17 protein-coding genes are annotated in these 24,281 nt (G+C 53.6%); 8 read left to right on the forward strand and 9 right to left on the reverse strand.

Annotation, left to right across the window (positions count from 1 at the left end; all coding sequences use genetic code 11):
• Positions 1-69: 69 nt before the first annotated feature.
• Positions 70-504, reverse strand: a complete 435-nt coding sequence (locus tag J4E00_RS20900) for an OsmC family peroxiredoxin (protein ID WP_208177217.1) — start codon at positions 502-504, stop codon at positions 70-72.
• A 135-nt stretch (positions 505-639) separates the two neighbouring features.
• Here J4E00_RS20900 and J4E00_RS20905 point away from each other — a divergent pair, with 135 nt between their 5' ends.
• The 5 genes from J4E00_RS20905 to J4E00_RS20925 are packed head-to-tail and all read left to right on the forward strand — an operon-like array spanning position 640 to position 3,809.
• On the forward strand, positions 640-2,148 hold the full coding sequence (locus J4E00_RS20905; protein ID WP_208177218.1) for a GH3 auxin-responsive promoter family protein: 1,509 nt from the start codon (positions 640-642) through the stop codon (positions 2,146-2,148).
• A gap of 4 nt (positions 2,149-2,152) precedes the next feature.
• Complete coding sequence (locus J4E00_RS20910; RefSeq protein WP_208177219.1) at positions 2,153-2,467, forward strand: hypothetical protein; 315 nt, start codon at positions 2,153-2,155, stop codon at positions 2,465-2,467.
• Between the two features lie 3 nt (positions 2,468-2,470).
• A complete protein-coding gene (locus tag J4E00_RS20915) occupies positions 2,471-3,025 on the forward strand; it encodes a hypothetical protein (protein WP_208177220.1) in 555 nt (184 codons plus the stop codon).
• 29 nt (positions 3,026-3,054) lie between these two features.
• The gene (locus J4E00_RS20920) at positions 3,055-3,369 is read left to right on the forward strand and encodes a hypothetical protein (RefSeq protein ID WP_208177221.1); all 315 of its coding nucleotides are present in this window, start codon (positions 3,055-3,057) and stop codon (positions 3,367-3,369) included.
• Complete coding sequence (locus J4E00_RS20925; protein WP_208177222.1) at positions 3,354-3,809, forward strand: 3-oxoacyl-ACP synthase; 456 nt, start codon at positions 3,354-3,356, stop codon at positions 3,807-3,809. The genes J4E00_RS20920 and J4E00_RS20925 overlap by 16 nt, the downstream gene beginning before the upstream one ends.
• 528 nt (positions 3,810-4,337) lie before the next feature.
• Here the strand turns inward: J4E00_RS20925 and J4E00_RS20930 are convergent.
• Positions 4,338-4,562 (reverse strand): hypothetical protein, encoded by a 225-nt coding sequence (locus tag J4E00_RS20930; RefSeq protein ID WP_208177223.1) that lies wholly within the window; start codon positions 4,560-4,562, stop codon positions 4,338-4,340.
• Between the two features lie 12 nt (positions 4,563-4,574).
• Positions 4,575-6,719: an OmpA family protein gene (locus tag J4E00_RS20935; protein ID WP_208177224.1), complete on the reverse strand. Its 2,145-nt coding sequence runs from the start codon at positions 6,717-6,719 to the stop codon at positions 4,575-4,577.
• Between the two features lie 275 nt (positions 6,720-6,994).
• Between J4E00_RS20935 and lon the strand changes: the two genes are divergently transcribed.
• From lon to hslU, 3 genes are all read left to right on the forward strand, one after another.
• Complete coding sequence (gene lon / locus J4E00_RS20940; protein ID WP_208177225.1) at positions 6,995-9,457, forward strand: endopeptidase La; 2,463 nt, start codon at positions 6,995-6,997, stop codon at positions 9,455-9,457.
• Positions 9,458-9,736: 279 nt separating this feature from the next.
• Entirely contained in the window at positions 9,737-10,804 is a 1,068-nt protein-coding gene (gene porQ / locus J4E00_RS20945; protein ID WP_236049983.1) for a type IX secretion system protein PorQ, read from the forward strand.
• A gap of 123 nt (positions 10,805-10,927) precedes the next feature.
• Complete coding sequence (gene hslU / locus J4E00_RS20950) at positions 10,928-12,331, forward strand: ATP-dependent protease ATPase subunit HslU (RefSeq protein WP_208177226.1); 1,404 nt, start codon at positions 10,928-10,930, stop codon at positions 12,329-12,331.
• Between the two features lie 89 nt (positions 12,332-12,420).
• On the opposite strand, the gene J4E00_RS20955 is transcribed toward hslU, so the two are convergent.
• From J4E00_RS20955 to J4E00_RS20980, 6 genes are all read right to left on the reverse strand, one after another.
• Positions 12,421-13,494 (reverse strand): fasciclin domain-containing protein, encoded by a 1,074-nt coding sequence (locus J4E00_RS20955; protein WP_208177227.1) that lies wholly within the window; start codon positions 13,492-13,494, stop codon positions 12,421-12,423.
• Positions 13,495-13,566: 72 nt separating this feature from the next.
• Positions 13,567-15,021, reverse strand: a complete 1,455-nt coding sequence (locus J4E00_RS20960; RefSeq protein ID WP_208177228.1) for a RagB/SusD family nutrient uptake outer membrane protein — start codon at positions 15,019-15,021, stop codon at positions 13,567-13,569.
• A 19-nt stretch (positions 15,022-15,040) separates the two neighbouring features.
• Positions 15,041-18,256 carry a SusC/RagA family TonB-linked outer membrane protein gene (locus J4E00_RS20965; RefSeq protein ID WP_208177229.1) on the reverse strand — a complete coding sequence of 1,072 codons (3,216 nt, stop codon included), beginning with the start codon at positions 18,254-18,256 and terminating at the stop codon, positions 15,041-15,043.
• A gap of 350 nt (positions 18,257-18,606) precedes the next feature.
• A complete protein-coding gene (locus tag J4E00_RS20970) occupies positions 18,607-19,233 on the reverse strand; it encodes a hypothetical protein (RefSeq protein WP_208177230.1) in 627 nt (208 codons plus the stop codon).
• 44 nt (positions 19,234-19,277) lie between these two features.
• The gene (locus J4E00_RS20975) at positions 19,278-20,906 is read right to left on the reverse strand and encodes a SusD/RagB family nutrient-binding outer membrane lipoprotein (RefSeq protein ID WP_208177231.1); all 1,629 of its coding nucleotides are present in this window, start codon (positions 20,904-20,906) and stop codon (positions 19,278-19,280) included.
• 35 nt (positions 20,907-20,941) lie between these two features.
• Entirely contained in the window at positions 20,942-24,196 is a 3,255-nt protein-coding gene (locus tag J4E00_RS20980; protein ID WP_208177232.1) for a SusC/RagA family TonB-linked outer membrane protein, read from the reverse strand.
• Between the last annotated feature and the right edge of the window lie 85 nt (positions 24,197-24,281).

Genomic DNA, 24,281 nt, shown 5'->3' on the forward strand with positions numbered 1-24,281 from the left:
GGAGTCGAAGCAACTCCACCGCTTCGACTCCGCTCAGCTTGACGTTTCATAGGTCAGCTTTAAAGCAAACTACCCAACAAACTTCGCTTCCAGCGTCATTTTGGGCACGGCACTCAGCACTTTCGAAACGGGGCAGTTGGCTTTGGCGTCTTCGGCGTGCTTCTGGAAATCCTCGGCAGTAATGTTGCCGCCCGTGACATGGCCTTCGGTGCTGAGGTGGATGTGCTCGATGATGGGCTGGCCGTTGTTGGGGTTCATCGTCACGGTGCTGGTCGTGGTGATGCTTTCCACCGTGTGGCCGTGCTTGGTGAGCACACTGGTGAGGTACATGGTGTAGCAGCCGGCGTGCGCTGCGCCAATGAGTTCTTCGGGATTGGTACCGGGCTTGCCTTCGAAGCGGCTGCCTACGGAGTAGGGTGCGTTGAGAAGGCCGCTGTCGGTGGTGAGGGTGCCGCTGCCTTTGATGTCGCCGTTCCAGACGGCTTTGCCTGCATGGTCTGCCATGATGGGAAATTAGTTAAAAAGTGAAATGTTGAGTTTACCTAACGGCCGCAAGTTAGCCGGGTTGCTCCGCCCGCTGGCACCTATCCTCGCCAACGTACCTTCGCAGCCCCTCAATTGGCGTTTACCTTCGGATTTATGGGATTGAAATCTGCCCTGAGCCGGCCGCTGGCCCGCTACATTGCCCGACGCTACCAGCGCTGGCAGCACCGCCCCGAAACTACCCAGCGCGAGTTGCTGACGAAACTGGTCGCCACAGCTGCTGGCACTGCTTTCGGCCGCGCCCATGAGCTAGACCGCGTCCGCACCCCCGCCGACCTGGTCCGCCAAGTGCCCGTGCGCGACTATGAGGCCCTCAAGCCCTGGTTCGACCGCACCCAGGCCGGCGAGGCCGATGTGCTCTGGCCTGGCCGGCCGCTATACCTGGCCAAAACCAGCGGCACCACCTCCGGTACCAAGTACATCCCGATTACCAAGGACAGCATCTCGAATCACATCGATGGCGCTAAAGATGCCCTGCTTTATTACATCTACCGCACCGGCCGCAGCCAGTTTCTGGATGGCAAGCTGATATTCCTGTCAGGCTCGCCGGAATTGGAACTGCACCACGGCATTCGCACCGGCCGGCTCTCGGGCATAGCCAACCACCACGTGCCCGCTTACCTGCGCCGCAACCAACTGCCCACCTACGAAACTAACGTTATCGAAGACTGGGAAACCAAGTTAGAGCGCATCGTGGATGAGACCCTGGGGGAAAAGATGACGCTCATATCCGGTATTCCGCCTTGGGTGCAGATGTATTTCGACCGTCTCACCGCTCGGACCGGCCGACCGATTAAGGATATTTTCCCCGATTTTAATCTGTTTGTGTACGGGGGCGTCAACTTCGAGCCCTATCGTGCCAAGCTCTTCGAAAGCATCGGCCGGCCGGTGGATAGCATCGAGCTGTTTCCAGCTTCCGAGGGCTTCCTGGCTTTCCAGGACGAGCCCGGCAACCCGGGGCTGTTGCTGCTGCTGAATAGCGGCATCTTCTTCGAATTTGTGCCCGCCGAGCGATTCTTCGAGCCTGCTGCGCCCCGCCTCACCATCGCCGATGTGGAATTGGATAAGCAGTACGCCGTGGTGCTCACTTCCAACGCTGGCCTGTGGAGCTACAGCATCGGCGACACGGTGCGCTTCGTGAGCTTGCGGCCGCACCGCGTAGTGGTCACGGGCCGTATCAAGCACTTTCTGTCGGCCTTTGGCGAGCACGTAATAGGGGAGGAGGTAGAGCAGGCCCTGCGCGAAACCATGGTGCAGTTTCCAGAAGTGGAAGTCATCGAATTCACCGTGGCTCCGCTCGTGAGCGACGACCCCGCCACGCCTTCGCGCCACGAGTGGCTGGCGGAATTTGCTCGCCCCCCGCAGGATGCCACCGCTTTCGCCGCCGCGCTGGATACGGCCCTGCGCCATCGCAATACCTATTACGACGACTTACGCAGCGGCAACATTCTGGTGCCGCTGCTTCTCACCTCTCTGCCGCCCGGGGCCTTCCAGCGCTACATGAAAAGCCTGGGTAAGCTGGGCGGGCAGAACAAGGTGCCGCGGTTGGGTAATGATAGAAAGGTAGCGGAGGGGTTATTAACGGCATCTAACCAAAGTATTTAGAGGCGTGACTACTGTCAATTACATCGTTGCAATTACCCTAGGGTTGGCTACGGCAGCTGTGGCCGCCTTCTTATTCTTAGGCTCTTCTGAGGAGCATGCCTTGCTAGTAAAGCAGCATCTGTGGCAGGGGTTTGGGTGGCGCTTCTATGGATTTGGTGTGCTTGGTTTGATTGCAGCGGCCTGCTGGTGGGGGCTGAATGTGGCGCTGCTCAAAACAGGCGTTATAAAAGGAGTAAGCCTTGGCCGGACTGCGGTTGTGTTGGCAGCAGGGCCGATAGTAGGGGCTTTCTTAGGTACAGTGGTTTTCTGTTTCGTTTAAACCATGCGCATTGCTTTTGACCTCGACAATACCCTCATCCGCTGCGGTCACGACTTCCCGTTGGAGCAGCCCCAACGCCGCCTCTGGGCGAAGCTGCTGCGCCACGAGCCGCTTCGCCAAGGCATCAAGGAGTTGACGGACTATTGTCGTCAGCGCGGCTGGCAGGTCTGGGTATACACTACTTCCTACCGCAGTGCCTGGCGCATCCGGCAGTTGTTTTGGCTGCACGGCATCCGGCTCGATGGCGTGGTGAACCAGCAGCGGCACGACCGGGAAGTGCGAGCCCGCTCCACCAAGCACCCACCTAGCTTCGGCATCGATTTGCTGATTGATGACTCCGAAGGCGTACGCATAGAGGGGGAACGGCACGGTTTCCGCGTGCTGGTGGTGGTACCAGCGGATGAGGAGTGGGCAGAGAAGGTCAAGGCCGCGTTGGATTCTTCTAACTTAGCCTCACATCCAAGCATCTTCTGCTTCTTGGCTGCTAATCATTCTTTCCGAACCAACGGATTATGTGGAGTCCTCATTACGACTACTATGAAATCAGGTCACCAATAAATTATGACCTGACTGCCACTAGCAAAAATATGGTGGACCTACTCGATACCCTACCGGAAATAGAGCGGGTCGGACTAATGAATTACAAGAATGTTAACGGATTTCCTTGGATAGATTTGACTCTGGCGAAAGGCCAGGCGGGCAATTTTCATTGTTTTGACAATACATGGCACGAGGAGTTCAACCTGATTTCAGTTGTCTGCTCAAAAACGGAAAATGAGGCAGTGCCAGCTGCTCAAATCATTTTCTTGATTGAGCTAGCCAAAAAGCTTGGCTGGGAGTTGGTAAAAGAAGAGAATGATTCTTCGGAGGAGACTGATATTGTAATATGGAAGCCGTTGTAAGCCTCAAACCCACCCTCCACGCCGCCTGCCAGGCCTTCATCGAGCAGCGCATTGCCGCCGCCCGCACCGCTATGCAGGCCGCCCAGGAATCCTCCTCCTCCGAAACCAAGAGCAGTGCCGGCGATAAGTATGAAACCGGCCGCGAAATGGCCAACGCCGAGCGCGACCGCAACGCCGCCCACATGCAGCAAGCCCAGCAGCTGCAAGCCGAGCTAGCCCGTATCAACCCCGAACTGCCCTGCGACACCGCGCGCCCCGGCGCCTTGGTCAGCACCAGCATGGGCCGCTTCTACATCAGCATTAGCGCCGGACAGCTGGCAGGCCATGATGTCTTCGCTGTATCTGCTGCTGCGCCGGTGGCGGTGGCTCTCAAAGGGCTGCGAGCCGGCGAAGAGACTTCCTTCAATGGTAAGACGGTGCGGGTGCTGGCGGTCTGCTAAGATGCCAGGAAGTCGTAGGGGGTAAAAAGCCGTCCGGGTGGTGGCTTAGATAAAATGCCGAAATGCTGCAGCTGCTCAATGTGATGCGCCTTGCACACGCCGCTAAACCTGATGGTTGCCTGCTGACAGCCCGCTACCTTACACGACTTGTCGCCCGGCTCAAAGGTGTTTTTAGCCAGGTAGTCCTCCATCATTGCGCTATAAGTCAAACAAGCCGCCGGTTGTATGTAGGCCGCTGCCAGCCACTCTTCGCGGCTGATTTCGGGGACCTGAAACACATATTCAGCATTCTGGAAATTCCACTCCCGACCCGTTTGCCAAAACTGCCCACATTCTGGGCACTGCAATAGCTTTAGCGACGACAGCTCTTCTTCGGCGATGAGAACAAGTGCATTGGTGATGGCTGATGAAGCTTTTATTCGCTTGTTAATGCTTTTGCGGGTGAGTTCCAGCGGCGAGTATTAGGCGCAGGTGCATGGCATATATTTCCGAAAGTACGCCCTAGGAAAATAGTGAATAGCCGTAAGCTCACCTTAATGGCTCCGCAGGACATGTAGCCAGCCGAAGGGTGTTGGAGCCGGCTACTACCTGGTTTTCCTGCACCTGTACGGTTTGGCCCAGCAGGCTCACTACGCTGATTTTCACCGTTTGCGCAGCCGGGGCCAGATAGGTAATCATGACGTCGCCGGAGCCGAGATTGGGAGCTAGTATGATGCCGACGTCCGAAGTTGCGAGGGCGCTGGCGGGGGCCACGGCCGGAATCTGTTACTTCCAGGCCCCCCCGCCATCAGCGGGCTTGTCGTCGGTTTCGGGTTTCATGAGCTTGAACTCGACTCGGCGGTTCACTTTGGCATCGGCCTCCGATACTTCGTCTTTCAGGGGCTTGCTGGAACCGTAGCCGAAACTTTCGATACGGTTGGGGGCCAGCTTGCCCTTGCGCTCGATGTAGCGGCGAATGGCTTCGGCGCGGTCCTGCGATAGTTTCTCGTTTACATCGGGGTCGCCGCTGGTGTCGGTGTGGCCTGCAATGCTGAGCCGGAACGAGGGATGGTCCACCATAAACAGCGCAATGCGGTCTAGGGTGGTTTGCATTGCGGGCAGCACGGCGGCTTTGCCCTGCTCAAACTCCAGGTTCTTAAAAATCAGTGGCAGCTTATAGTCAATGCTGTTGGTGAGCAGAGTCATCACCGTGTCGCCTTTCAACTCAAACTGCTTCTCAACGGAGAAAAAGTCGTTGCTCTGAATAAGCATGGCGTAGTGCGAACCCTCAATCAACTCGAAATCGAACGTGCCATCGGGCCGGATGAACTTGCTGGCCACCTCCACGCCGTTGTCGGTGTCGATAATGCTCACAATGCCTTTTAGCGGCTTGCTGCTCACCGAGTCGATGAGGGTTCCTTCTACTTTGGTGGTGGCCAGTGGCTGGGCCTCCATCGGTAGTGGAAAGGAATAGAGGTCCAGGTTATTCAGCTCCTGGGCCTCAGAACGGGCGTAGTAGAGGTTTTTGCTTTCGCGGTCGATGGTGAAGTAGTATTCCGAGCCCTTGCCATTCACCAGCGGGCCAATGTTTTTAGGTTCCTGCCAGCGGCCACCTACGCGGTAGGTTTTATAGATATCGAAGTCGCCGAAATTCAGCAACTGCCCCCGCGAGCTGAAGTACAGCACATGGTAGAGCGGGTGGTAAAAAGGACTCACCTCATTATCCCGTGTGTTAATCACCGGACCCACATTCTCAGCCGGGCTCCATTGCCCATTTTTCAGCTTGTGGGTGAAATAAATATCCGACAGTCCAAATCCGCCCAACCGGTCAGAGGCGAAATACAGCGTGTCTTCGCCCTGCGAGAGGGTAGGCTGCGAGTCCCAGCCCAGCGAATTCACCAGCGGGCCCAAGCTTTTGGGGGCGGTCCACTTGCCGTCTTTACCACGGGTCGCGGTGTACAGGTCGCAGTTGCCGTGGCAGGTGGTGCACTCGCAGCGGGCGAAGAAAATGGTTTTGCCATCCTTGCTCAGACAGGCCGAGCCTTCGTTATTGGGCGAGTTGATGGGCTTAGGCAGGGGTTCGGCATCGGTCCAACTGATGCCTTCCTTATGCGAGGTGTACAGGTCCTCGTCCACCACGCCGGTTAGGCCACGCCGCTTGCGCTTACTGCTGAAAATCAAGAGTGAATCGTTACCGCCCAGTGCCGGCCCGTAGTCGGGCGTCTTGCTGTTGATGGCATCGCCCATGCTCGTGTACACACCCTTGGGTGGGTGGAAGGTGTTGAGGTTCTTGCGGTACTCCACCAGGTCATAGTACGTTTTGAGGGGCACATACAGCTCCTGGTTTTTCTCTTCGAGCGAGTCGTAGTAGAGCTGCACCTTTTTGATGTCGGAACGACTGTGTTTGAGGGCCAGACGGTAATACGCCTTGGCTTTTATAGCCTGGCTGTCGCGCTCCAGCAACTGGCCCAAACGCCAGAGCATGTCGGCGTTCTTTTCAAAGTTGACGGGCCCAAACTTGGCCACGTAGTCTTCAAGCAGCAGGCGGGTCTGGTGGTACTGGCGGCGTTTTTCCGATTTCGAAATGGCTTTTAGCGCTTTCTTATCCTCATAAAAGGGGTAACGGTTGATGAACACGAAGTCAGGAGTGCCGTCGGGGCGCAGACGCAGCTTGCGGCTCACGCGGCTGTTGAGGCCCCGCACCCGGTAGGTGCCGGGCGCAATGGCCGGTTTGGCAGCGGCGGACGCAGGTTTGATGGTAGATTTCTTTGGCGCGGCCGAAGCCCCCCCACTGGTAGTGTCGGCCGAAGGAGAGGCGGCGGCTGGAATGCGCTTGGTAGGCCGCCGCTGGGCAAAAGCACGCGGCGCGGCGGCTATTCCCAGCAGCAGAAGCAGGAAAAGGAACGAGCCCCGACGCAATAAAACGAGCATTCGTAGATTATTGAAATAATAAGTTGCGCAAGTTGCCACCAAATTAACGATTTACGTAGCTGCGAGCATCACTACGGGCGACACCGTGCGCCGCTTTGGCGGTTTTGTTGCCCCTGGCACGGCCCTTGAAGCCCAAACGCACCAGGAAGCCGTACCTTGTACCCTCCCACTCCAAACGCCGCAAGCTGCCAATCTGGCACCTGCGGACCTTGCTTTGCTTTATCTTCTTCATGCATTTGGTACCTTTTTCCTCTGCTTTCGCGGCTCCCGTTCGCATGCTGAGCGACTCTAACTCTCAACCTGAAGCCATCGCCATTATGGCCGCCGACCCCGACCACCTCCTGCGCGGCGACGATGCCCCGCCCACACTGCCCATTCTGCCCGTTCGCAACACCGTGTTGTTTCCGGGGGTAGTGCTGCCCGTAACCGTGACCCGCAAGAAAAGCGTGAAATTGGTGCGCAAGGCCTATGCCGCCGACAAGCTCCTCGGCGTAGTGGCCCAGCTCAACCCTGATGCCGACGAACCCGCTGCTGACGAGCTGCACGCGGTGGGCACACTGGCCCGCATCCTCAAGCTGCTGGAACAGCCCGACGGTCAGATTACCATCATTCTGCAAGGGCAGGTACGCTTTGCAGTAGAAGAGCAAATCAGCTTTACGCCACTGGTAGCGCGGGTTAGCTACTTCTCGGAGGTAGCGTTGAACCCCGACATTCCCAGCGAGTTTGCCCTGTTACAAGCCTTGCGCGAAGCCGCTACCAAGGTGCTGGAGCTCACGCCCGAAATCCCCATGGAAGCCCGGGCCATGCTCGACGGCATTCAGTCGCCGGCTTTTCTCACTCATTTCCTGTCCAGCAACGTGCAGCTCGACCTGCCCGCCAAGCAGAAGTTACTGGAACTGGCCGACCCCGAAGCCCAGGCCCGCCAGCTGCTTGAAGCCCTCCTCAGCCAAGCCGAGCTGCTCGAAATCAAGCAGGACATTCGCTCTAAAACCCACACTGGCATCGATGCCCAGCAGCGCGAATACTTCCTGCGCCAGCAGCTCAAAACCTTGCAGGATGAGTTAGGTCAGGACGGAGCCGAAGAAGACGTACACCGCCTGAAGGCCCGCGCCGAAACCAAAAAATGGCCCGAAGCGGTGGCTGCCCATTTCAAAAAAGAAATGGAAAAGCTGACGCGCACAAATCCCATGGCCCCGGATTATTCGGTAAGCCTGAACTACGTCGAGTTCCTGCTCGACCTACCTTGGGGCGAGTTCACGAAAGACAAATTCAACCTCAAGCAAACCAAGAAAATTCTCGACGCCGACCACTTCGGCATCGAGAAAGTGAAAGAGCGCATCCTTGAATACCTGGCCGTCCTCAAGCTGAAGCAGGATTTGAAAGCGCCCATTCTGTGCCTGTATGGTCCTCCCGGCGTGGGCAAAACGTCGCTGGGCCGCAGCATTGCCACGGCCTTGGGCCGCAAGTATATCCGCATGAGTCTGGGCGGCGTGCGCGATGAAGCCGAAATTCGCGGGCATCGTAAGACATATGTGGGAGCCATGCCCGGCCGCATCATTTCGCAGATTAAAAAGGTGGGCGTGTCGAACCCTGTCATCATCCTCGATGAGATTGACAAGGTGAGCAGCGACTTCCGCGGCGACCCAAGTTCGGCCCTGCTCGAAGTTCTCGACCCCGAGCAAAATGCCACCTTCACCGATAACTACTTGGAGGTAGAATACGACCTGAGCAAGGTCCTGTTCATTGCCACTGCCAACTCGCTCGATACCATCCAGCCTGCGTTGCGCGACCGCATGGAAATCATCGACCTCACCGGCTATACCCAGGAGGAAAAGGTTCAGATTGCCCGCAAGCATCTATGGCCCAAGCAACTCAAGGAGCACGGCTTGGGCGAGGCGGAGGTGAAAATTACCGATGCGGCCCTGCACCGCGTGGCCGACGACTACACCCGCGAAAGCGGCGTGCGCGGCCTGGAACGCAAACTAGCCGCCGTGACGCGCAACTTGGCCCGCCGCAAAGCTGGCAAGGAAGTGTTGCCGCCCGTGATGGAGCCCGCCGAAATCCGCAAAATCTTGGGCGCGGCCATTTTCGACCGCGACCAATACCAAGACAACGACACCGCCGGCGTGGTAACGGGCCTGGCCTGGACGTCGGTAGGCGGTGATATCCTGTTTGTAGAAAGCCTGCTGAGCCGGGGGCGTGGCAAACTCACCCTCTCGGGCCAACTGGGAGATGTGATGAAGGAGTCGGCTATTACGGCGCTGTCCTACCTGCGCTCGCGGGCCGATGAAATCGGTATCGACTACCGTCTGTTTGAGCAGTATGACCTACACATTCACTTTCCCGAAGGAGCCGTGCCGAAGGATGGACCCAGCGCAGGCATCGCCATTTTTACCAGCATGGCCTCGGCCTTCACGCAGCGTCGTATCCGGGCCAAGCTGGCCATGACCGGAGAAATTACCCTGCGCGGCAAGGTACTGCCGGTGGGCGGCATCAAGGAAAAGCTGCTGGCTGCCCGTCGTGCTGGCATGAAGGACATCATCCTCTGCCCCAAAAACCGCAAAGACATTGAGGAAATCCCGGAGGATTACCTCAAAGGCCTCACCATCCACTACGCCGACCGTGTAGACGATGTGCTACGCGTGGCGCTGCTCGATGAGTTGGTCCCGCATCCGCAAAAGCTGCCTGTACGCGACGAGCCTGTGCCCGCCGCCGGTCCCAGTGTGGAGGTGCAGTAGCATTCTCTGCAAGCCGTATCAGAAGACTGATGCAGCCAGAATTCTGCTTAAAAGGCCCTTTCGGCCCTCTTATGTCTCTTTAGGAAGGAAGTATTAGAGAGCCGAAAGGGCCTTTTAGATGTTCAGCAGGCGCAATAAGTCCTATAGAAAGGGATTTTAGGTTTCTCGAGGGACCTGTTGCGCTTTCACCAAGAGTAAAATGTATTGGCTAAGTACTTATTCCTGCCTCCTGTGCGTTAGGCTGCCAGCGGGGCGCAGGTTCCCCCTTATCTTAGCTATATGAAGCAGTTTTCCGCTGGCCGGGTCGCCGGGTTTTGCCTATTATTGGGGTTGATGGGGCTGCGGCCCGTGGCGGCGCAGCAGTTGGGCGGCCGCACGGTGTTTCCGTTTCTGGACCTGCCGCCGAGCGCTCACCTGGCCGCTTTGGGTGGCATGAACGTCTCGACCCGCACCGACGACCCCACCATGCTGTTCGGTAATCCGGCTCTGATTAACCCCGACATGGATGGCCGTTTAGCCTTGAGCTATGTAGCCTACGTGGCTGATATCAAGCAGAGCACCGCAGCCTATGTTTTTAATACGAAGAAGGCCGGGCGCTTCGGCATCGGTGTTACTTACCTCAACTACGGCGATTTCGAAAGCTACGACGCAGCTGGCAACAGCCTCGGTTCATTCGGCGTGAATGAGTACACGGTGGGCGCATCTGATGCCTTCACAAAGGGCAAATTCACTTTTGCCGCCACCACCAAGCTGGCTGTCAGCAGCATTGCGGGCAGCCGCTCCTTGGCTGGCGTCGGCGATGCAGGCATCGTCTACAAGCACTCCACATCCGACTTTACCGCCGGCCTGGCCGTAAAGAATGTCGGTTACCAGTTCATCACCTATCCGGGTACCGACCGGGGACCGCTGCCGCTCGACGTGCAAATGGGGGCCACCGTGAAGCCGGAGCACATGCCCGTACGGTTCTCGCTCACGGCCCACCACCTTCAGCAGTGGGATATCCAGTACCTCGACCCTAATGCCCGCGGCACCTTAGACGCCAGTGGTACCGAGAAAAAAGCTGCCAAAAGCTTTGGCGATAACCTAGCCCGCCATTTTACCGTGGGTGCAGCCCTGGTGCTGGGCCAGGGCCTGCAACTGCGGGTGGGCTACAATCACCTGCAGCGCCGTGAGCTGCGCCTCGATAACACCAGTGGCAGCGCTGGCCTTAGCTTCGGCGCAATGCTCAAAATCAGCACGTTCCAAATTGACTACACCCACGCTACTTTGCAGGCAGCTGGTTCCAGCGAGTACTTCACTATTTCGCGCAATATGGCTTCGTTGTTTAAGAAAAAAGAAGCTAAATAAATGTTCTGCGCAGGGTTTCGCAGTAGTAAAACGCAGTGTTCCGCAGTGGTTCTCATTTGAACAACACTGCGGAACACTGCGTTTTACCACTGCGAAACCCTGCGCGAAATCTCACTCTAACGCATGCTCAACCAAGATTTCCTGACCCCGGCTCAAATTGTGGCCGAACTCGATAAGTACATCATCGGCCAGCACGAAGCCAAGCGCCATGTCGCCATTGCTTTGCGCAACCGCTGGCGCCGTCTGCACGCTCCGGCCGAGATGCAGGCCGAAATTGTTCCCAATAACATCCTCATGATTGGCGCTACCGGCGTAGGCAAAACTGAAATTGCCCGCCGTCTGGCCCACCTCGCCGATGCGCCGTTTGTAAAAGTGGAAGCCAGCAAGTTCACCGAAGTAGGCTACGTGGGCCGCGACGTAGAAAGCATGGTGCGCGACTTGGCCGAGCAAAGTGTGAACCGTGTGAAAGCCCGCCGCCAGGAAGCCGTGAAAGCCCAGGCTGCTGATGCCGTTGAAGAAATCATCCTTGATGCCCTTATTCCCGCTATTAGCAAGCCTGCCAGCCTCAAAACTGACTTAGGTTTCGGCAGTGGGGGAGGGGGCGATGCTCCGCAGTCGGATGCCGAATTAAACGAACGCACCCGCGAGCGGTTTCGTCAGAAAATCAAAAACGGTGAGCTGGAAGACCGTAAAATCGAAATTCAGGTGGCCCAGCCCGGTCCCAGCATTGGCATCATGGGCACCCCGCCCGGCATGGACGAAGGCGCGCTGTCCGGCATTCAGGACATGCTGGGGAACATGATGCCTAAGAAGACCCGCAAGCGTAAAGTAACCGTGGCCGAAGCCCGTAAGCTCCTGCTCGATGAAGAGGCCGCCAAACTCATCGACATGGATGAGGTGAAGGATGAGGCTATTCGCCAATGCGAAAACGCTGGTATCATCTTCATCGATGAAATCGATAAAGTAGCCAGCAGCGGCAAAAGCGGTGGCGGAGGCCCCGATGTGAGCCGCCAGGGTGTGCAGCGCGACCTGTTGCCCATTGTGGAGGGCTCGGCCGTAAACACTAAGTTCGGCATCGTCAATACCGACCATATCCTGTTCATCGCGGCTGGCGCTTTCCACGTCTCTAAGCCTTCCGACCTTATCCCCGAACTGCAAGGCCGTTTCCCCATCCGCGTCGAATTGCAAAGCCTCACCAAAGCTGACTTTTTTCGCATCCTCAAAGACCCCAAAAATGCCCTCACCAAACAATACGAGGCTCTCCTAAAAGCGGAAGAAGTAGAACTAATCTTCGATGACGCCGCCTTGGAGCGCGTAGCTGAAATTGCCTCTGAAGTCAATGCTGAAGTGGAAAACATCGGTGCCCGCCGCCTGCACACCGTCATGAGCCGCCTGCTTAATGACATCCTATACGATGTGCCGGATAAGATTGGGCCCAACGCCCGCATCCTCATCACCGCCGAATTGGTCAACGAGCGCCTCAGCGACATGGTGAAGAACCGGGATTTGAGCCAGTATATTTTGTAAGATTTGGAAATGCAGTTTTGATTAAACAAAAAGAACCCCAGTAGATACTGGGGTTCTTTTTGTTTAATCAAAACTTTTGTAATCACCAACTAAGGTAGTAGAACTCGGTCGATAACGTAAACAACACCATTTGTTGTTAGCACGTTGGTCGTTAAAATATTGGCGGCATTAGCACCGTTTCCGCTGCTCCGAACCGTCAGGCCTGAAGGAGACGTACCCGTTCCAATAGTAATCGGTCCGTTGAGACTGGTCAGGGTTTGACCGGGTGTTAGGCTGTTAGCCAACAACCGAGAGTCGTTGACGATGTGCTTTTGCAGAATAGCCAATAGTATACGGGCTGGAACCTGTGCAAGGCTGGTGCGGCCAATGCTTGCCAACAACGCAGTAAAAGCAGCATCTGTGGGGGCAAATACCGTGATATTAGAATTGCCATTAGCCAAGGACCCTACACTGGTCGAAGTACCAAGCGCGGCTGCTACCGTATCACGTGCCAGCGCTTGGCGTAACAACGTAAATTGCGGGTTAGTTGTGGCCGTAGCTAGTGCCGTCACGTATTGCGAAACCGTCTGAGTAGGCTGCTGAATTACGGCATCGATGATATGTACTGTGCCATTTTGGGCGCTTAGCGCGTCGGGTGTCACTACACGGGCTGCGCCACCGTTAAGCACAGTGCTGTTGCCATTGCGGGTAACATAAAATGGGCTTTCGGCCGTACGAGGAGCAGCAGGAGCACGTTGCGATGCAACCGGACCATTGCTCAAATCGGCGATTTTGCGGTTTCCTGGAGTGATGTGATATAGCAGGATATTGCGGAGGTTCGTGATTTGTGCAATATCGGCGGTCGTGGCTGTAGGCAATGCCGCAATAGAGGCGGCTGAAACAAAAGGCGTCCCCGTCAAAGCAGCAAAGGCAGCATTGTTTGGCGCAAACACGGTGAAGGCGGCGTTGCTGCTCAGCATATAGCCGAGTCCGGTTTTTTGAACAGCTGCCACGAAGACCGTAAGTTCACTATTAGTTTTGATGACATCGGCAACCGATGGCGATGGCGCCACTACGGGAGCCGTGTTCTCAACGTCTTTTTTGCAGCTACTCAGAACAGTGGCTGCCAACGTTAGAACCGTTGCCACTCGAATGAGCGGCCGGGAAAAATTAAAATGGTTCATGGATTCGAAGGTTTGGATTATGGCATTCGGGCCGGTAAATAGGTGTTAGCACAAGGCTGTAACCTAAGCGGCTTAGTAGCCAGGGTTTTGCCGTAAGTTGGGGTTTTGCTGAATGTCAACTAACGGAATGGGTAATACGACCCGGTCGCTGCCATAATTGATGCGACCCGGATTGCGCTTGTAACGCAGTAGGTCATAATACCGATGGCCTTCGAACGCCAGTTCCAAACGCCGCTCTAACAGAATGGCTTCAATCAACGCTTGCTTATCAGTGAAACTGCTCACCGTGTATGAAGGCGAAGCGGCAGGCTTCGACCGGTCACGCACTTGGTTCAAAAGGGTGACAGCGGTGGCATTTACGCCAGTGCTGGTCTGGGCCAAGCCTTCAGCCTGAGTTAGCAATATTTCTGGATATCGTATAATGGGCACATAATCGGCTGAGGCATTGCTATACTTGCGTGTAAAGATGCGAGTAGCCGGGTCGGTAGGAACGGCCGACGGATTGAGAAGAGCGGTCCGACGTAAATCAGTTGCCGGGAACAAGCTGGTTGGAATCAGCGCATAAGGAGTTACCGTAATATCAGCACGCCGATTGGAGCCGTAGTGCTGACCCAGCGCGTTATTCGTGTTCGGATTGTCGGAGGAGTTCATGGCCACCGAGAATACAGATTCCGACGTGAGGTAGCTGCTGGCGCTGAATACAGTTGCCGGGCTGCTGTTCAGGCGGTGGCGGGTATTGGCCACCGCGCCTGCTGCTGCGGCAGCCGCCGCAAAATCGCCCTTATATAGAGCTACCCGTGATTGCAAGCCTCGAACAGCATCCTTAGTAGCACGAGTTACATCGGTAGCGTTAGGCGAAAGATTGGTCGCGTCCGGCGCGGTGCTTTCCGGCAGAACTGGCAGGGCTTCAGCTAAGTCCTTCTCAATCTGAGCATACACTTGAGCCACTGTGGAACGTGGTAATTGTTGCGTAGCTGAAAAAGCTTCATTTGCGTCGTTGGGAGCAGTAAGCTGCAGTACTACACCCGGGTGCGAAGCATCTGCCGTGAAGTTATAGGGCTGCGCAAACAAGTTAACCAGATGGAAATAAGTTAGTGCACGAATAAATTTCGCTTCACCGGCGAACTGTGCTTCTAATGCAGGAGTCGTTTTGCCAGTATTGGCGGCGAGGCGCTGCAAAAAGTAATTGGTCTGGTAAATGGTGCGATAGCCACCCGTCCAGGCATTGGTTGCCAGCACGCTATTGGCTTGTGCAGTAAAGGTGGAGATGTCGTTGAAGTACGAAGCAACGTCTTCGTCGTCGCTGCGCAAGTCGCTATAAATTAGAGCTCGACCGCCCAGAAACTCTGCATTTTGCAGTCCATCGTACATTCCAATGGCGTTCTTGGCAATCCGGTCGGCTGTCGCATATCCCTCGTCCGGGTCGAACGCCGTTGGCAATTCCTGGTTGAGTGGATTGCAGGCGGGAGCACCAGTCAGCACAAGGCCTAATGCCGCCAGCCATAACATTTTATGAGTACGATTCATATGAAAATCAATTTGGAAATTAGATACCAATGTTAACGCCGAAAGTGTAGCTGCGCGGCTGAGGCACTGAGCGGTTGTCGATACCAAAAGCAATGTTGCTGGTATTGGCACCGCCACCTGAGAAAGTGCGCGAGGTGTTCACTTCGGGGTCGGTACCCGTGTACTTAGTAAACGTATAGAGATTTTGTGCCAGAGCGTATACCCGGAAGCTGCTCATCCCAAAGCGGTTCAAGAATTCTTTGGGCAGCGAGTAGCTCAGGCTCAATTGGCGTAGGCGCAGGTAATTGCCACTTTCCAACCAGCGAGTTGAGTTTTGGGTAGAAACAGCATCACGCAATACCAGCTTCGGCACATTGGTCTCCTGACCAGGCGTAGTCCAGCGGTCTTTGATTTCTTCAATGTTGTTGTTGAGCGAATTGGTCATCAACCCCTGACGGGTCTGGTTCAAAATCAGGTTGCCACCGCTGTATTGCATGAAAACCCCCAACTCGATGCCTTTGTAACTAACTGTGTTGTCAAAACCACCAAACCAGGTAGGGATACCGCCTTTTTTCTGGTACTTGAAATCATCGGCACCAATGGGGGTTGTTACATCTCCACCCATTGTGAGCCAACGGCCCTGCGTTGTATTAGAGAGCGTCGTATAGGCAGCGTCGTATTGCTTAATGCTGCCATCGGCGGCGTAGAACATAGCGTTGCCGTTGGCCGGATTCACTCCGGCCCATTCGGCTAGGTTGTACACGCTTAGCGTACGGCCAATGCTGGCCCGCTGCACCCCCGAGATGATATCGGTCGGAGAGGCCAAAGCCGTAATCTCATTCTTAATCCACGAAGCATTTGCGCTTGTTGACCATTGAAAACCGCCAGGAGTGCGGACGTTCACGGTATTTACCGTCACTTCCACACCGTTGTTGGTCATCGACCCTACGTTGCTTGAAATTCCCGAATTGGTATTGGGCACACCCACGGTCCGGAGTACCGGGGCGGTAAGCACCAAGTTGCTGATGCGGTTGTTAAAATAATCAACAACCAGGCTGATGCGGTTTTCGAAGAAGCCAGCGTCCAAGCCAATATCGAGCTTACGACTAGATTCCCAGCCCAAATTGGGGTTACCTATCTGGGTGTTGGTAAAGCCATTCAGGTCGGCGTACTGTCCGCCCCCAATGAGGGTACGGGAAGCATAGGAACCAATGCCGTTCGAATTACCTACCAAGCCATACGAGGCGCGCAATTTCAGGTCGGTAAGACGGTTTGCCGAGTTTAGGTCTTTCAAGAAGCTTTCTTCCGAGATGCGCCAGCCGACTGAGCCGCCGGGAAAGAAACCGTAACGGTTGTCTACACCAAACACCGACGACCCATCGTAACGAGCCGAGAAAGTAGCATAGTACCGATTGGCAAAGTTATAGTTAGCACTGCCGTAGTACGAGCGGAATCCTTGCGAGAAGCGGGTGCCGCCGTTCGTGCTCTGGTAAGTGGACAGGCCGTCAAAACTACCCTTAAACTTAGGGTCGGCAAAATCACCTGCAAAGGTGTACACCTGGTTCTCCACAAATTCCTGATATTCTATGCCCGCCAATAAGCCAACGTTGTGGTTGGTGCCAAAGGTGCGGTCGTAGTTAGCGTAATTCTGCCAGTTGTACTGATTACGACGCAGGTCGTTGAGCTGCAACAAGCCCTGGCCCGCAGTCGTGGCGCGGCCCAAGCCGGAAAGAATCGGGTCGCTGTACTGGTCTTCCAGGTTTTGGGTGTAGTCAATCCCGTAGCGGGTTGTCAGCGACAAACCCTTAAGCGGAAGAATAGACAAATAGCCGTTAGTGATAATGCGTTGCGAGGTATTATCGTTACGCTGTAACTTAAGCACTCCAACCGCATTGCTGTAGTTGTTTGCTACATAGGTAATATTGTTGCCACCATTTCCTAGGTTGCCCGCGGGATTTAAGTAATAGGTGCCATCGGGATTATAAACCGGTACGTTTGGCGGCGAATTATAGCCCGCAACTGTAGCCCCGGCTAGATAGCCGTCCGTTAGTACGCCGTTGTTAAGTGCTTTGGAGTAGCTGGCGCTCAAGCCGGCTTTAAGCCACGTTTTCGGAGCCACATCGGTGTTTAAGCGGAACGAACCGCGGCGTAACCGGTTATTGTTAATGATACCTTTCTGGTCTGCCCAGTCACCCGAGGCATAGTAAGTAGCTTTTTCAGTACCACCCGACATGGAAACTTGGTAATTCTGCATCGTACCACGGCGGAATATTTCCTTTAGCCAATCAGTGCGGTCAGGCTGGCCATCGTTGTTAACGTCGATGTTGTCAGCAATGCCGACGGCTGGAATACTCACGTTGCCAATGTTATTGGCTGAACTACCCAAACGAGCGTTGAATGCTTTCTCGTTGTTGATGGCAATGAAGTCATCTCCATTCAACAGCCGTGGAAGACGTACAGCGTCTTGAAAACCCAAATAGGAGTTAACGTTGACATGGTTTTGTCCGGCCTTGCCCCGTTTTGTCGTAATAACGAGTACACCATTGGCTGCGCGCGAGCCATAGATTGCTGAAGCCGAAGCATCTTTCAGCACATCCACCGACTCGATGTCGTTAGGATTGATGTCCGCCAAGGGGTTGTAACGAGTACCATTGCCCGAATTGAAGACGTTGTTGTTTTCGCGTTGACTAATCGGCACACCGTCCACTACTATCAGTGGTTGCGAACTGTTGGAGATGGAGTTAACGCCACGGATGCGGATGGCCGTCTGGTCGGCCAGTGTGCCACCCCCGGAGTTAATCTGTACCCCAGCGGCACGGCCCTGCAAGGCCTGGTCAAAGCTCTGAACAGGCTGCTGTTGGAATTTGTCAGCTTTTACCTGCGAAATCGAACCAGTGAGGTCCTTCACTTCCTGCGACCCGCCATAGCCAGTCACAACGACTTCCGTCAGTTGCTTGGCATCTGTTGCCAAGGCTATATTGAATTGTGTGTTGGTGCCTATCTCGCTCTCTTGGGTCGTCATGCCAACAGAGCTAAATGTTAGCGTGCCACCTGATTCTGGTACACTCAGGCTGAAAGTGCCATCTGAATTGGTTGACACCCCATTAGTGGTGCCCTTCACAAGGACTGTTACGCCGGGTAGCCCGTCACCGGTTGCCCGGTCTGTTACCCGTCCCGAGACAGTGCGCGTTTGCGCCATCGCCCCATGCAGGAAACTAAATATGAGTACGAGACTCATCAGTAATGTTTTTTTCATGAAATGTGAGTGTGTGAATGAATTACGATTTCATAAAGATAGTATTACTAATCACACAGTCAAAATTTAAATAATGGATGACAACAGTAACCGTTTTGGTTTGTAATTAAAAATATATTAAATAAACAAAAGGAATATTAAACGGTGCTATTTAAATAGAGGAGTGGAAAAACAGTAGTCTGATAGCTATAAAAAGTCCGCTTCCCCAGTCTTCATTTTGAAAACCAGAGAAGCGGACCAACATAACTAGGCAACCTAACCCCAAGGTAGCCTATGAGTTAACAAATTGTCTAACGGGTTGCGAAGTGAGCATAAGCTGGCACTAATTTGGCAAACCGTTTCGAGCGGCGCTATGGCCTTGTTGCGAAGTAAGCATAGGCTGCCATTGGAGCTAACGACTGAGGACCCGTTGGAGCACCTATTGAACCTACCGTAGTTGACAATGGTGTGAGGGTTATTCGACGACCGTCTTTCATCACATACTCAAACGTGAAAACGACAGCATTGCCGTTAATGATTCGGTTTTGCAATGTCGGGCTAGCACCAAGAACAGCGATAGGATTCGGTATATCGGTGGTTGGGGTAGTTGGGAATAGGCCTTCTAATGCTTGTTGGCTATTAATCGAGACAGTTGCCGGAAAGCTAGTCAGGTCGATTACTTTGACCCGAGGACCTAGCGTGGAGCTAGCAGTGCGAAAAAAGCTTTTATACACTTCTACCGTTTGGATTTCAGAGTACCCCTGTGAAGGGTTGACAACGAATTCAAATACTGGCCGCGTCGCATTGGCGGTAGCCAGCGCGTTGATGGAATAACGGCTGGTAACAAGGTCAAAGTAAGATTTTTGCGGGTTGATTTCGGGGAAGATTATTGGGATGCTTTCATAGGCTGGTTCCGGCAGTCTACTGGTTTCGCGGCAGGACGACAGCGTAGTAGCTGCTGAAAGCAACAGCAGCAAGCTGGCAAAGTAATTTTTCATATAGCATTGAAAATGAAGTAAAACATTGAAGAAAGCCTTATAACCTAGCGGTCCCAGAAAATCGGGTCAGTAGGATTACGCTGTGACCGTGGCGAATTGGGATTCAGCGTTAGGTCATTGGTAGGGTAGTAAAGGCGTAATGGGAAAAAGCCTATGGATTGAGTGTTACCATCATCTGGGAGCAGGCCTGTATTGGGACTAGCATTAGCAGCTTGTGAGGAGACACGAATAAAGGGATGACCTGTACGTCGGAAGTCCGTGTAAATGTCCACGCCGTATCCGTAGCTGGCCACATATTTCTCGTACATAATAACCTCAAGCTTTGCATCATCCGTAGTCGCTGCATCATAACGGCCGAGAGCTGCGTTGATGTAGGTTGTGATGTTAGCTGCCGGAATTGTAGGGCTGCCATCAGCTGTAGCAATGACATTCACCTTAGTAAACGACGCTGCCAATGCATCTGCCAACGCAGTTCTTGCGGCAGCAGCGTTATTATATACGGTCAGGCGCAGTTCAGCTTCGGTGTATTTGCGGCTATAAAAAGTGAGCAGGCGCTGAGGTGCTTCAGCTTTAGCTGAAGTGGAGCTTACAGCTCCTCCTGTTCCAGTATCGTATTTGCCACCAACCGGATATAAGCCTTGCACTGTTTGTACGGTAGCCGTCGAAGCAGAGCTTGCAAATGGGCTGGTCGTGCCCGGGCGCACCGTTACGAAATTACCGTTGACATAGTCTTGATTAGTGGTAGTGCTTCCTCGTGCTATTTGATTGTAAAAATAATATGGCATTCGAGGGTCATTCAGCCTGAGCATCCCTTCGTAAAAGTAGCGGCCAATGCGGTTTTCAGGGTTCGCTGTATAATCATTTACATAGCCGGGGTTACGGTTGTCGGGGGTCACGATATTTGTGTATTTCAACTGAAAATCGTCGCCTTCACCTAGAAGGTTGCCTGATAGCAGAGGACCGACCAAGGCTTGTACCTCCGCGTTAGTTTTCGTCTTCCGAATTTGATTGTAGAGCTTTAGCTTCAATGTCCGGCCAAAACGGTCCCATTTGCCTAAGTCGCCAAAGTAAATCAGGTCAACTTGTGAAAGGAATGGTTTTGTTGGGGTGCTTGCTTTCGTCAAGTTATTCAGGCCTTCATCAATCAGCGAAAACAAGCCTTGAATAGAGCCGTTACCGTTGTAGATGTCCTCGTCCTTATCGAAGCGTGGGGACGTATTGTCTGGTGCTAGTAGAGCTTCTGAGTAAGGTATATCGCCCCATAGGTCTACCATTTGGCTATAGACGTAAGCTTTTTGAAGCTGAGCAATGCCCACGTAGTCCCAACGCCCTTCTGAAGTACCCTGCTTGATGATTTGCTCATTGTTGACAAGTGTTACACGATACAGAGTGGCCCAAGGCCCGCTGAAGGAATCACCCGTCTGTTGAAAGTTGCCGATACTGCGCGTATTATACAACTGCTGCATCAGGGCCATTGTGTACTGGCTCAAGCCACTTACGTTGTCCCCAAGACCCTCAGCCATGCTTACCTGGGTTACCGGTAGCAGCGAATACAATCCAACTTTAGTCGGGTTTAGCGGATTGACGTTGACGTCGAAGAAATCTTTGCAGCCAGGAGCTACTGCTAATATCCCGGCTGAAGCCAGGACTAGGCAAAATTTATGAAATTTCATAGATATTAGTAAGCCTATTCAGGCGTGATTCAAAGTTAAAAATTCACCCGCAGGTTAACACCAAAACGCTTGGTTGTTGGAGCATTGGTAAATTCATACCCCTGCTGATTACTAGCGCCATAGGTGCTGGTTTCAGGGTCAAAATTGCTATGCTTGGGCAGGTTGGGAGAGTACCACCAGATATTACGAGCCGATACCGAAATGTTGACAAGGCCGAACGGCGTTTTGCTAGTAATCGATTTAGGCAGGTCGTAACCCAAGCTTACTTCCCGCAAACGTACGGTTGTTGCATCGTAGATAGACTGCTCGTTGTAGCCGTTGGTAGCAGCACCGCCGCCTACACCGGCAGGGGAGAAATATAGGTCGTTAACTGTAATAGCTGTGGTATTGCGCATCGGCTGGCCATTACCATCCAGCAACGCGCCACCAGTAGCACGGTTGTAGGAAATGCCATTGAGGATAATGAGGCGATTACGGTCTTCTGTGTCTTTTGTCACACCACGCCCCAATTCTTCTTGGAGCGTAGTCGAATAAAGTGAGCCACCTTTACGGTAATCAACTAATACATTAAGCGTAAGTCCTTTGTAGGTGAATTGGTTGATGAAGCCCATCAGGAATTCAGGATTGGGGTTGCCAATAACTTTGTTCTTGGGCGAAGCAATCAAGCGGCCGTTAATGGGGTCAACATACAACTCGCCACTACCGTCTCGTAGTGGAGCAGTGCCGAACAGTACCCCATAAGGCTGGCCAGGAATAAAGAGCGACCGAATGCTGTTACCGGCAAAAGTACTGGCAAGAATAAGGGTATCACCACGGTCATTAGTCCGCTCAACAATATTGCGGTTGCGGGTAAAGTTGAACGTGCTGCTCCAGCGGAAGCCCGCAGCTTCAACCGGGACTACTGTCAAAGCCACCTCAAAGCCTTTGTTAGAAATTTCACCAAAGTTGGTTACCCGTGCGCCGTAGCCAGTGGCCGAAGGCTGAAGCAATGGAGCAATCTGATTTGTTGAGCGCTTGTCGTAGTACGTACCATTAAATGAAACGCGGTTGCGGAACATGGTCAGTTCAGTACCCAACTCCAACTCAGATGAGAATTCCGGCGTCAAAGCAGGATTATTAATCGTGCCACTGATGCCAATGCCAGCTACTGGAACTTTTGCAATACCTCCTGTAAATGGATAGGATTCGCCGGGGTTTGTTACATAGCCGGGGGCACCAGAGCTGTAAGGGGGAGCATCGCGGCCCACACGGCCGTAAGCCGCACGAACTTTGGCCAAGTCCAACCAACGATAGTCTAACTTAAAGGCTTCATTGAGTACCAACGCTACCGAAGCACTCGAGTAGAAGAACGAGCGACCTGTAGCGCCAACAACTCCATTCTTGTTGAGCGTAGACGAGAAGTCATTGCGGCCTGTTAGAGTCAAGAAGGCAAAGTTTTTGTAACCAACAGTCGCATTTCCCAGCAATCCCATTAGGCGACGCTCCGAATAGGCATATCCGTATGTGCTTTTGTTGGTCGTGTTTTCAATATTGTCGATGCCGAACGTAATGATGCCCGTACCGATGTAAGATTTTCCGTCGAACTTACGGGCGTTGATGTTCTGCCCAATGCTGGCGGTCAGACTAATGTCTTCGGTTAGGTTTTTGTTAAAGTTCAACAGCAGAGTTTGTTCCAATTCGGTATTCTGAAGATTGTCTTCAATAATCCGGCTCACACCAAAGTTGGCGAGGGAACCTGGCCGAATGGTGCTGGAGCGAGTGTCCGTGTAAGTGTTGAAGCCGCCAGTATAGGTTAGTGTCAGCCAATCCTTGAATGCATAAGATAAGCCTACACTACCTACTACGCGGTCTACCCGCGATTTATAAATAGCGTTTTCTACCGACCAAAGGGGGTTATCAGCTTGGTTCGTGAGCCATGCGAAAACAGGGCCATTGGTAACTGGATTCTGGTAGGGGAGGCCCTGCAGGTCGAGGCTACGTGGCAAAAACAGTGTGCGCGCAAATGCTGACGCATTACCTGCTAATAGGTTGTTGGCTCCCTGAATGGGGCCCTGCTGAGTAGTGTTCGTATAGGCAACGTTGCCGCTTACTGTGAGCTTGTTAAAGCGTCCTGACCCACCAGCGCTAGCGTTATTACGCACAAAGTAGGAGTTGGGAACAATACCTTGCTGGTCAGCTCTTGAGATAATCGTAGTGAAGGTAGAGTTATCAGAAGTAGCGTTGAGCGACAAGGAATTCTCAAACAGGTGTCCTGTATCGAAGAAGTCCTTGACATTGTTGGGATATGCTTGGTAAGGAATCTTGGCATCCGCAGGAATATTGGGGAAGTTAGGGTTACCTGCTTGGGGATGTGCGATGGTAGGAGGGGCAAATTGGTTCGCATTACCGAATTCCGGGCCCCAAGAGCCGTTGGAATCCTGATTGACGTACTGAGCGCCAGCACCATACTTGTTCTGATAGTCGGGTAAAGCAGCTACTTTTTCAATAGCATAGCCAGTCGAGTATCCTACCTGAATTCCTTTCGGGCCGCGCTGGCCACCACCACCGGTTTTGGTCGTAATTACGATAACCCCACCAGCAGCCCGCGACCCGTAAAGCGCTGCCGCGGCTGCACCTTTCAGCACGTTGATAGAGGCAATATTGTTGGGGTCTACGTCTGATGTACGGCTGGAATATGACGCGCCATTGGCCAACGGGCTATCTGATTCCGTCTGAGAGTTGTCATAAGGTACTCCATCTACTACAAATAGTGGCTGGTTATCGCCATAAAACGACGTGTTACCTCGAATAGTGATGCGTGAAGAAGCACCAGGTACACCACTCGAACTGAGAATATTTACGCCTGGTACCTTGCCTGAAAGCGTACGTAGTAGGTCTGGTTCTGACTTCTGAACGATTTGCTCAGCTTTTACTTCTGATACGGCAAAGCCTAAAGCCCGTTTCTCGCGCGATATACCCAGCGCCGTTACTGTTACTTCGTCCAGTTGCTTGCTATCAAGGGCTAAGGAAATATTTACCACTTCGGTAGCCCCTACGGCCTGTTCCGCCGTCACATACCCTAGAAACTTGAACTGCAGTGTAGCATTGTTGCCTGCTACATTCAGCGCATATCGCCCGTCAGCATCAGTGGCAGTGCCTGTTGTGGTACCCTTCACGATAACGCTTACCCCTGGTAAGCCCTCGTTCGTGCTTTTGTCAATAACGCGACCCGAAACCGGATGGCTTTGGGCCCAGCTCCGCCCTACTATGGTCAGTAGCAGAAGCAGGCTTAGTAGTAAGGTTTTCTTCATTGAGTTAAAAAAAGTGTGGGTGTGAGAAAAGGGGAGGAGTAAACAGGGTGGTAGCAGTTTAAAAGGTGAAAGTACAGCATTTGGC

Origin of the sequence: Hymenobacter negativus, assembly GCF_017571495.1 — a bacterium.
Classification (GTDB): Bacteria; Bacteroidota; Bacteroidia; order Cytophagales; family Hymenobacteraceae; genus Hymenobacter; species Hymenobacter negativus.

Coding starts and splice junctions, on each gene's coding strand:
- J4E00_RS20935 (WP_208177224.1), bottom strand. CDS start 6,719: ATGCTCGTTTTATTGCGTCGGGGCTCGTTCCTTTTCCTGCTTCTGCTG.
- J4E00_RS20970 (WP_208177230.1), bottom strand. CDS start 19,233: ATGAAAAATTACTTTGCCAGCTTGCTGCTGTTGCTTTCAGCAGCTACT.
- J4E00_RS20915 (WP_208177220.1), top strand. CDS start 2,471: ATGCGCATTGCTTTTGACCTCGACAATACCCTCATCCGCTGCGGTCAC.
- J4E00_RS20965 (WP_208177229.1), bottom strand. CDS start 18,256: ATGAAAAAAACATTACTGATGAGTCTCGTACTCATATTTAGTTTCCTG.
- lon (WP_208177225.1), top strand. CDS start 6,995: ATGCTGAGCGACTCTAACTCTCAACCTGAAGCCATCGCCATTATGGCC.
- J4E00_RS20920 (WP_208177221.1), top strand. CDS start 3,055: ATGGTGGACCTACTCGATACCCTACCGGAAATAGAGCGGGTCGGACTA.
- J4E00_RS20925 (WP_208177222.1), top strand. CDS start 3,354: ATGGAAGCCGTTGTAAGCCTCAAACCCACCCTCCACGCCGCCTGCCAG.
- J4E00_RS20905 (WP_208177218.1), top strand. CDS start 640: ATGGGATTGAAATCTGCCCTGAGCCGGCCGCTGGCCCGCTACATTGCC.
- J4E00_RS20955 (WP_208177227.1), bottom strand. CDS start 13,494: ATGAACCATTTTAATTTTTCCCGGCCGCTCATTCGAGTGGCAACGGTT.
- J4E00_RS20900 (WP_208177217.1), bottom strand. CDS start 504: ATGGCAGACCATGCAGGCAAAGCCGTCTGGAACGGCGACATCAAAGGC.
- porQ (WP_236049983.1), top strand. CDS start 9,737: ATGAAGCAGTTTTCCGCTGGCCGGGTCGCCGGGTTTTGCCTATTATTG.
- J4E00_RS20980 (WP_208177232.1), bottom strand. CDS start 24,196: ATGAAGAAAACCTTACTACTAAGCCTGCTTCTGCTACTGACCATAGTA.
- hslU (WP_208177226.1), top strand. CDS start 10,928: ATGCTCAACCAAGATTTCCTGACCCCGGCTCAAATTGTGGCCGAACTC.
- J4E00_RS20975 (WP_208177231.1), bottom strand. CDS start 20,906: ATGAAATTTCATAAATTTTGCCTAGTCCTGGCTTCAGCCGGGATATTA.
- J4E00_RS20960 (WP_208177228.1), bottom strand. CDS start 15,021: ATGAATCGTACTCATAAAATGTTATGGCTGGCGGCATTAGGCCTTGTG.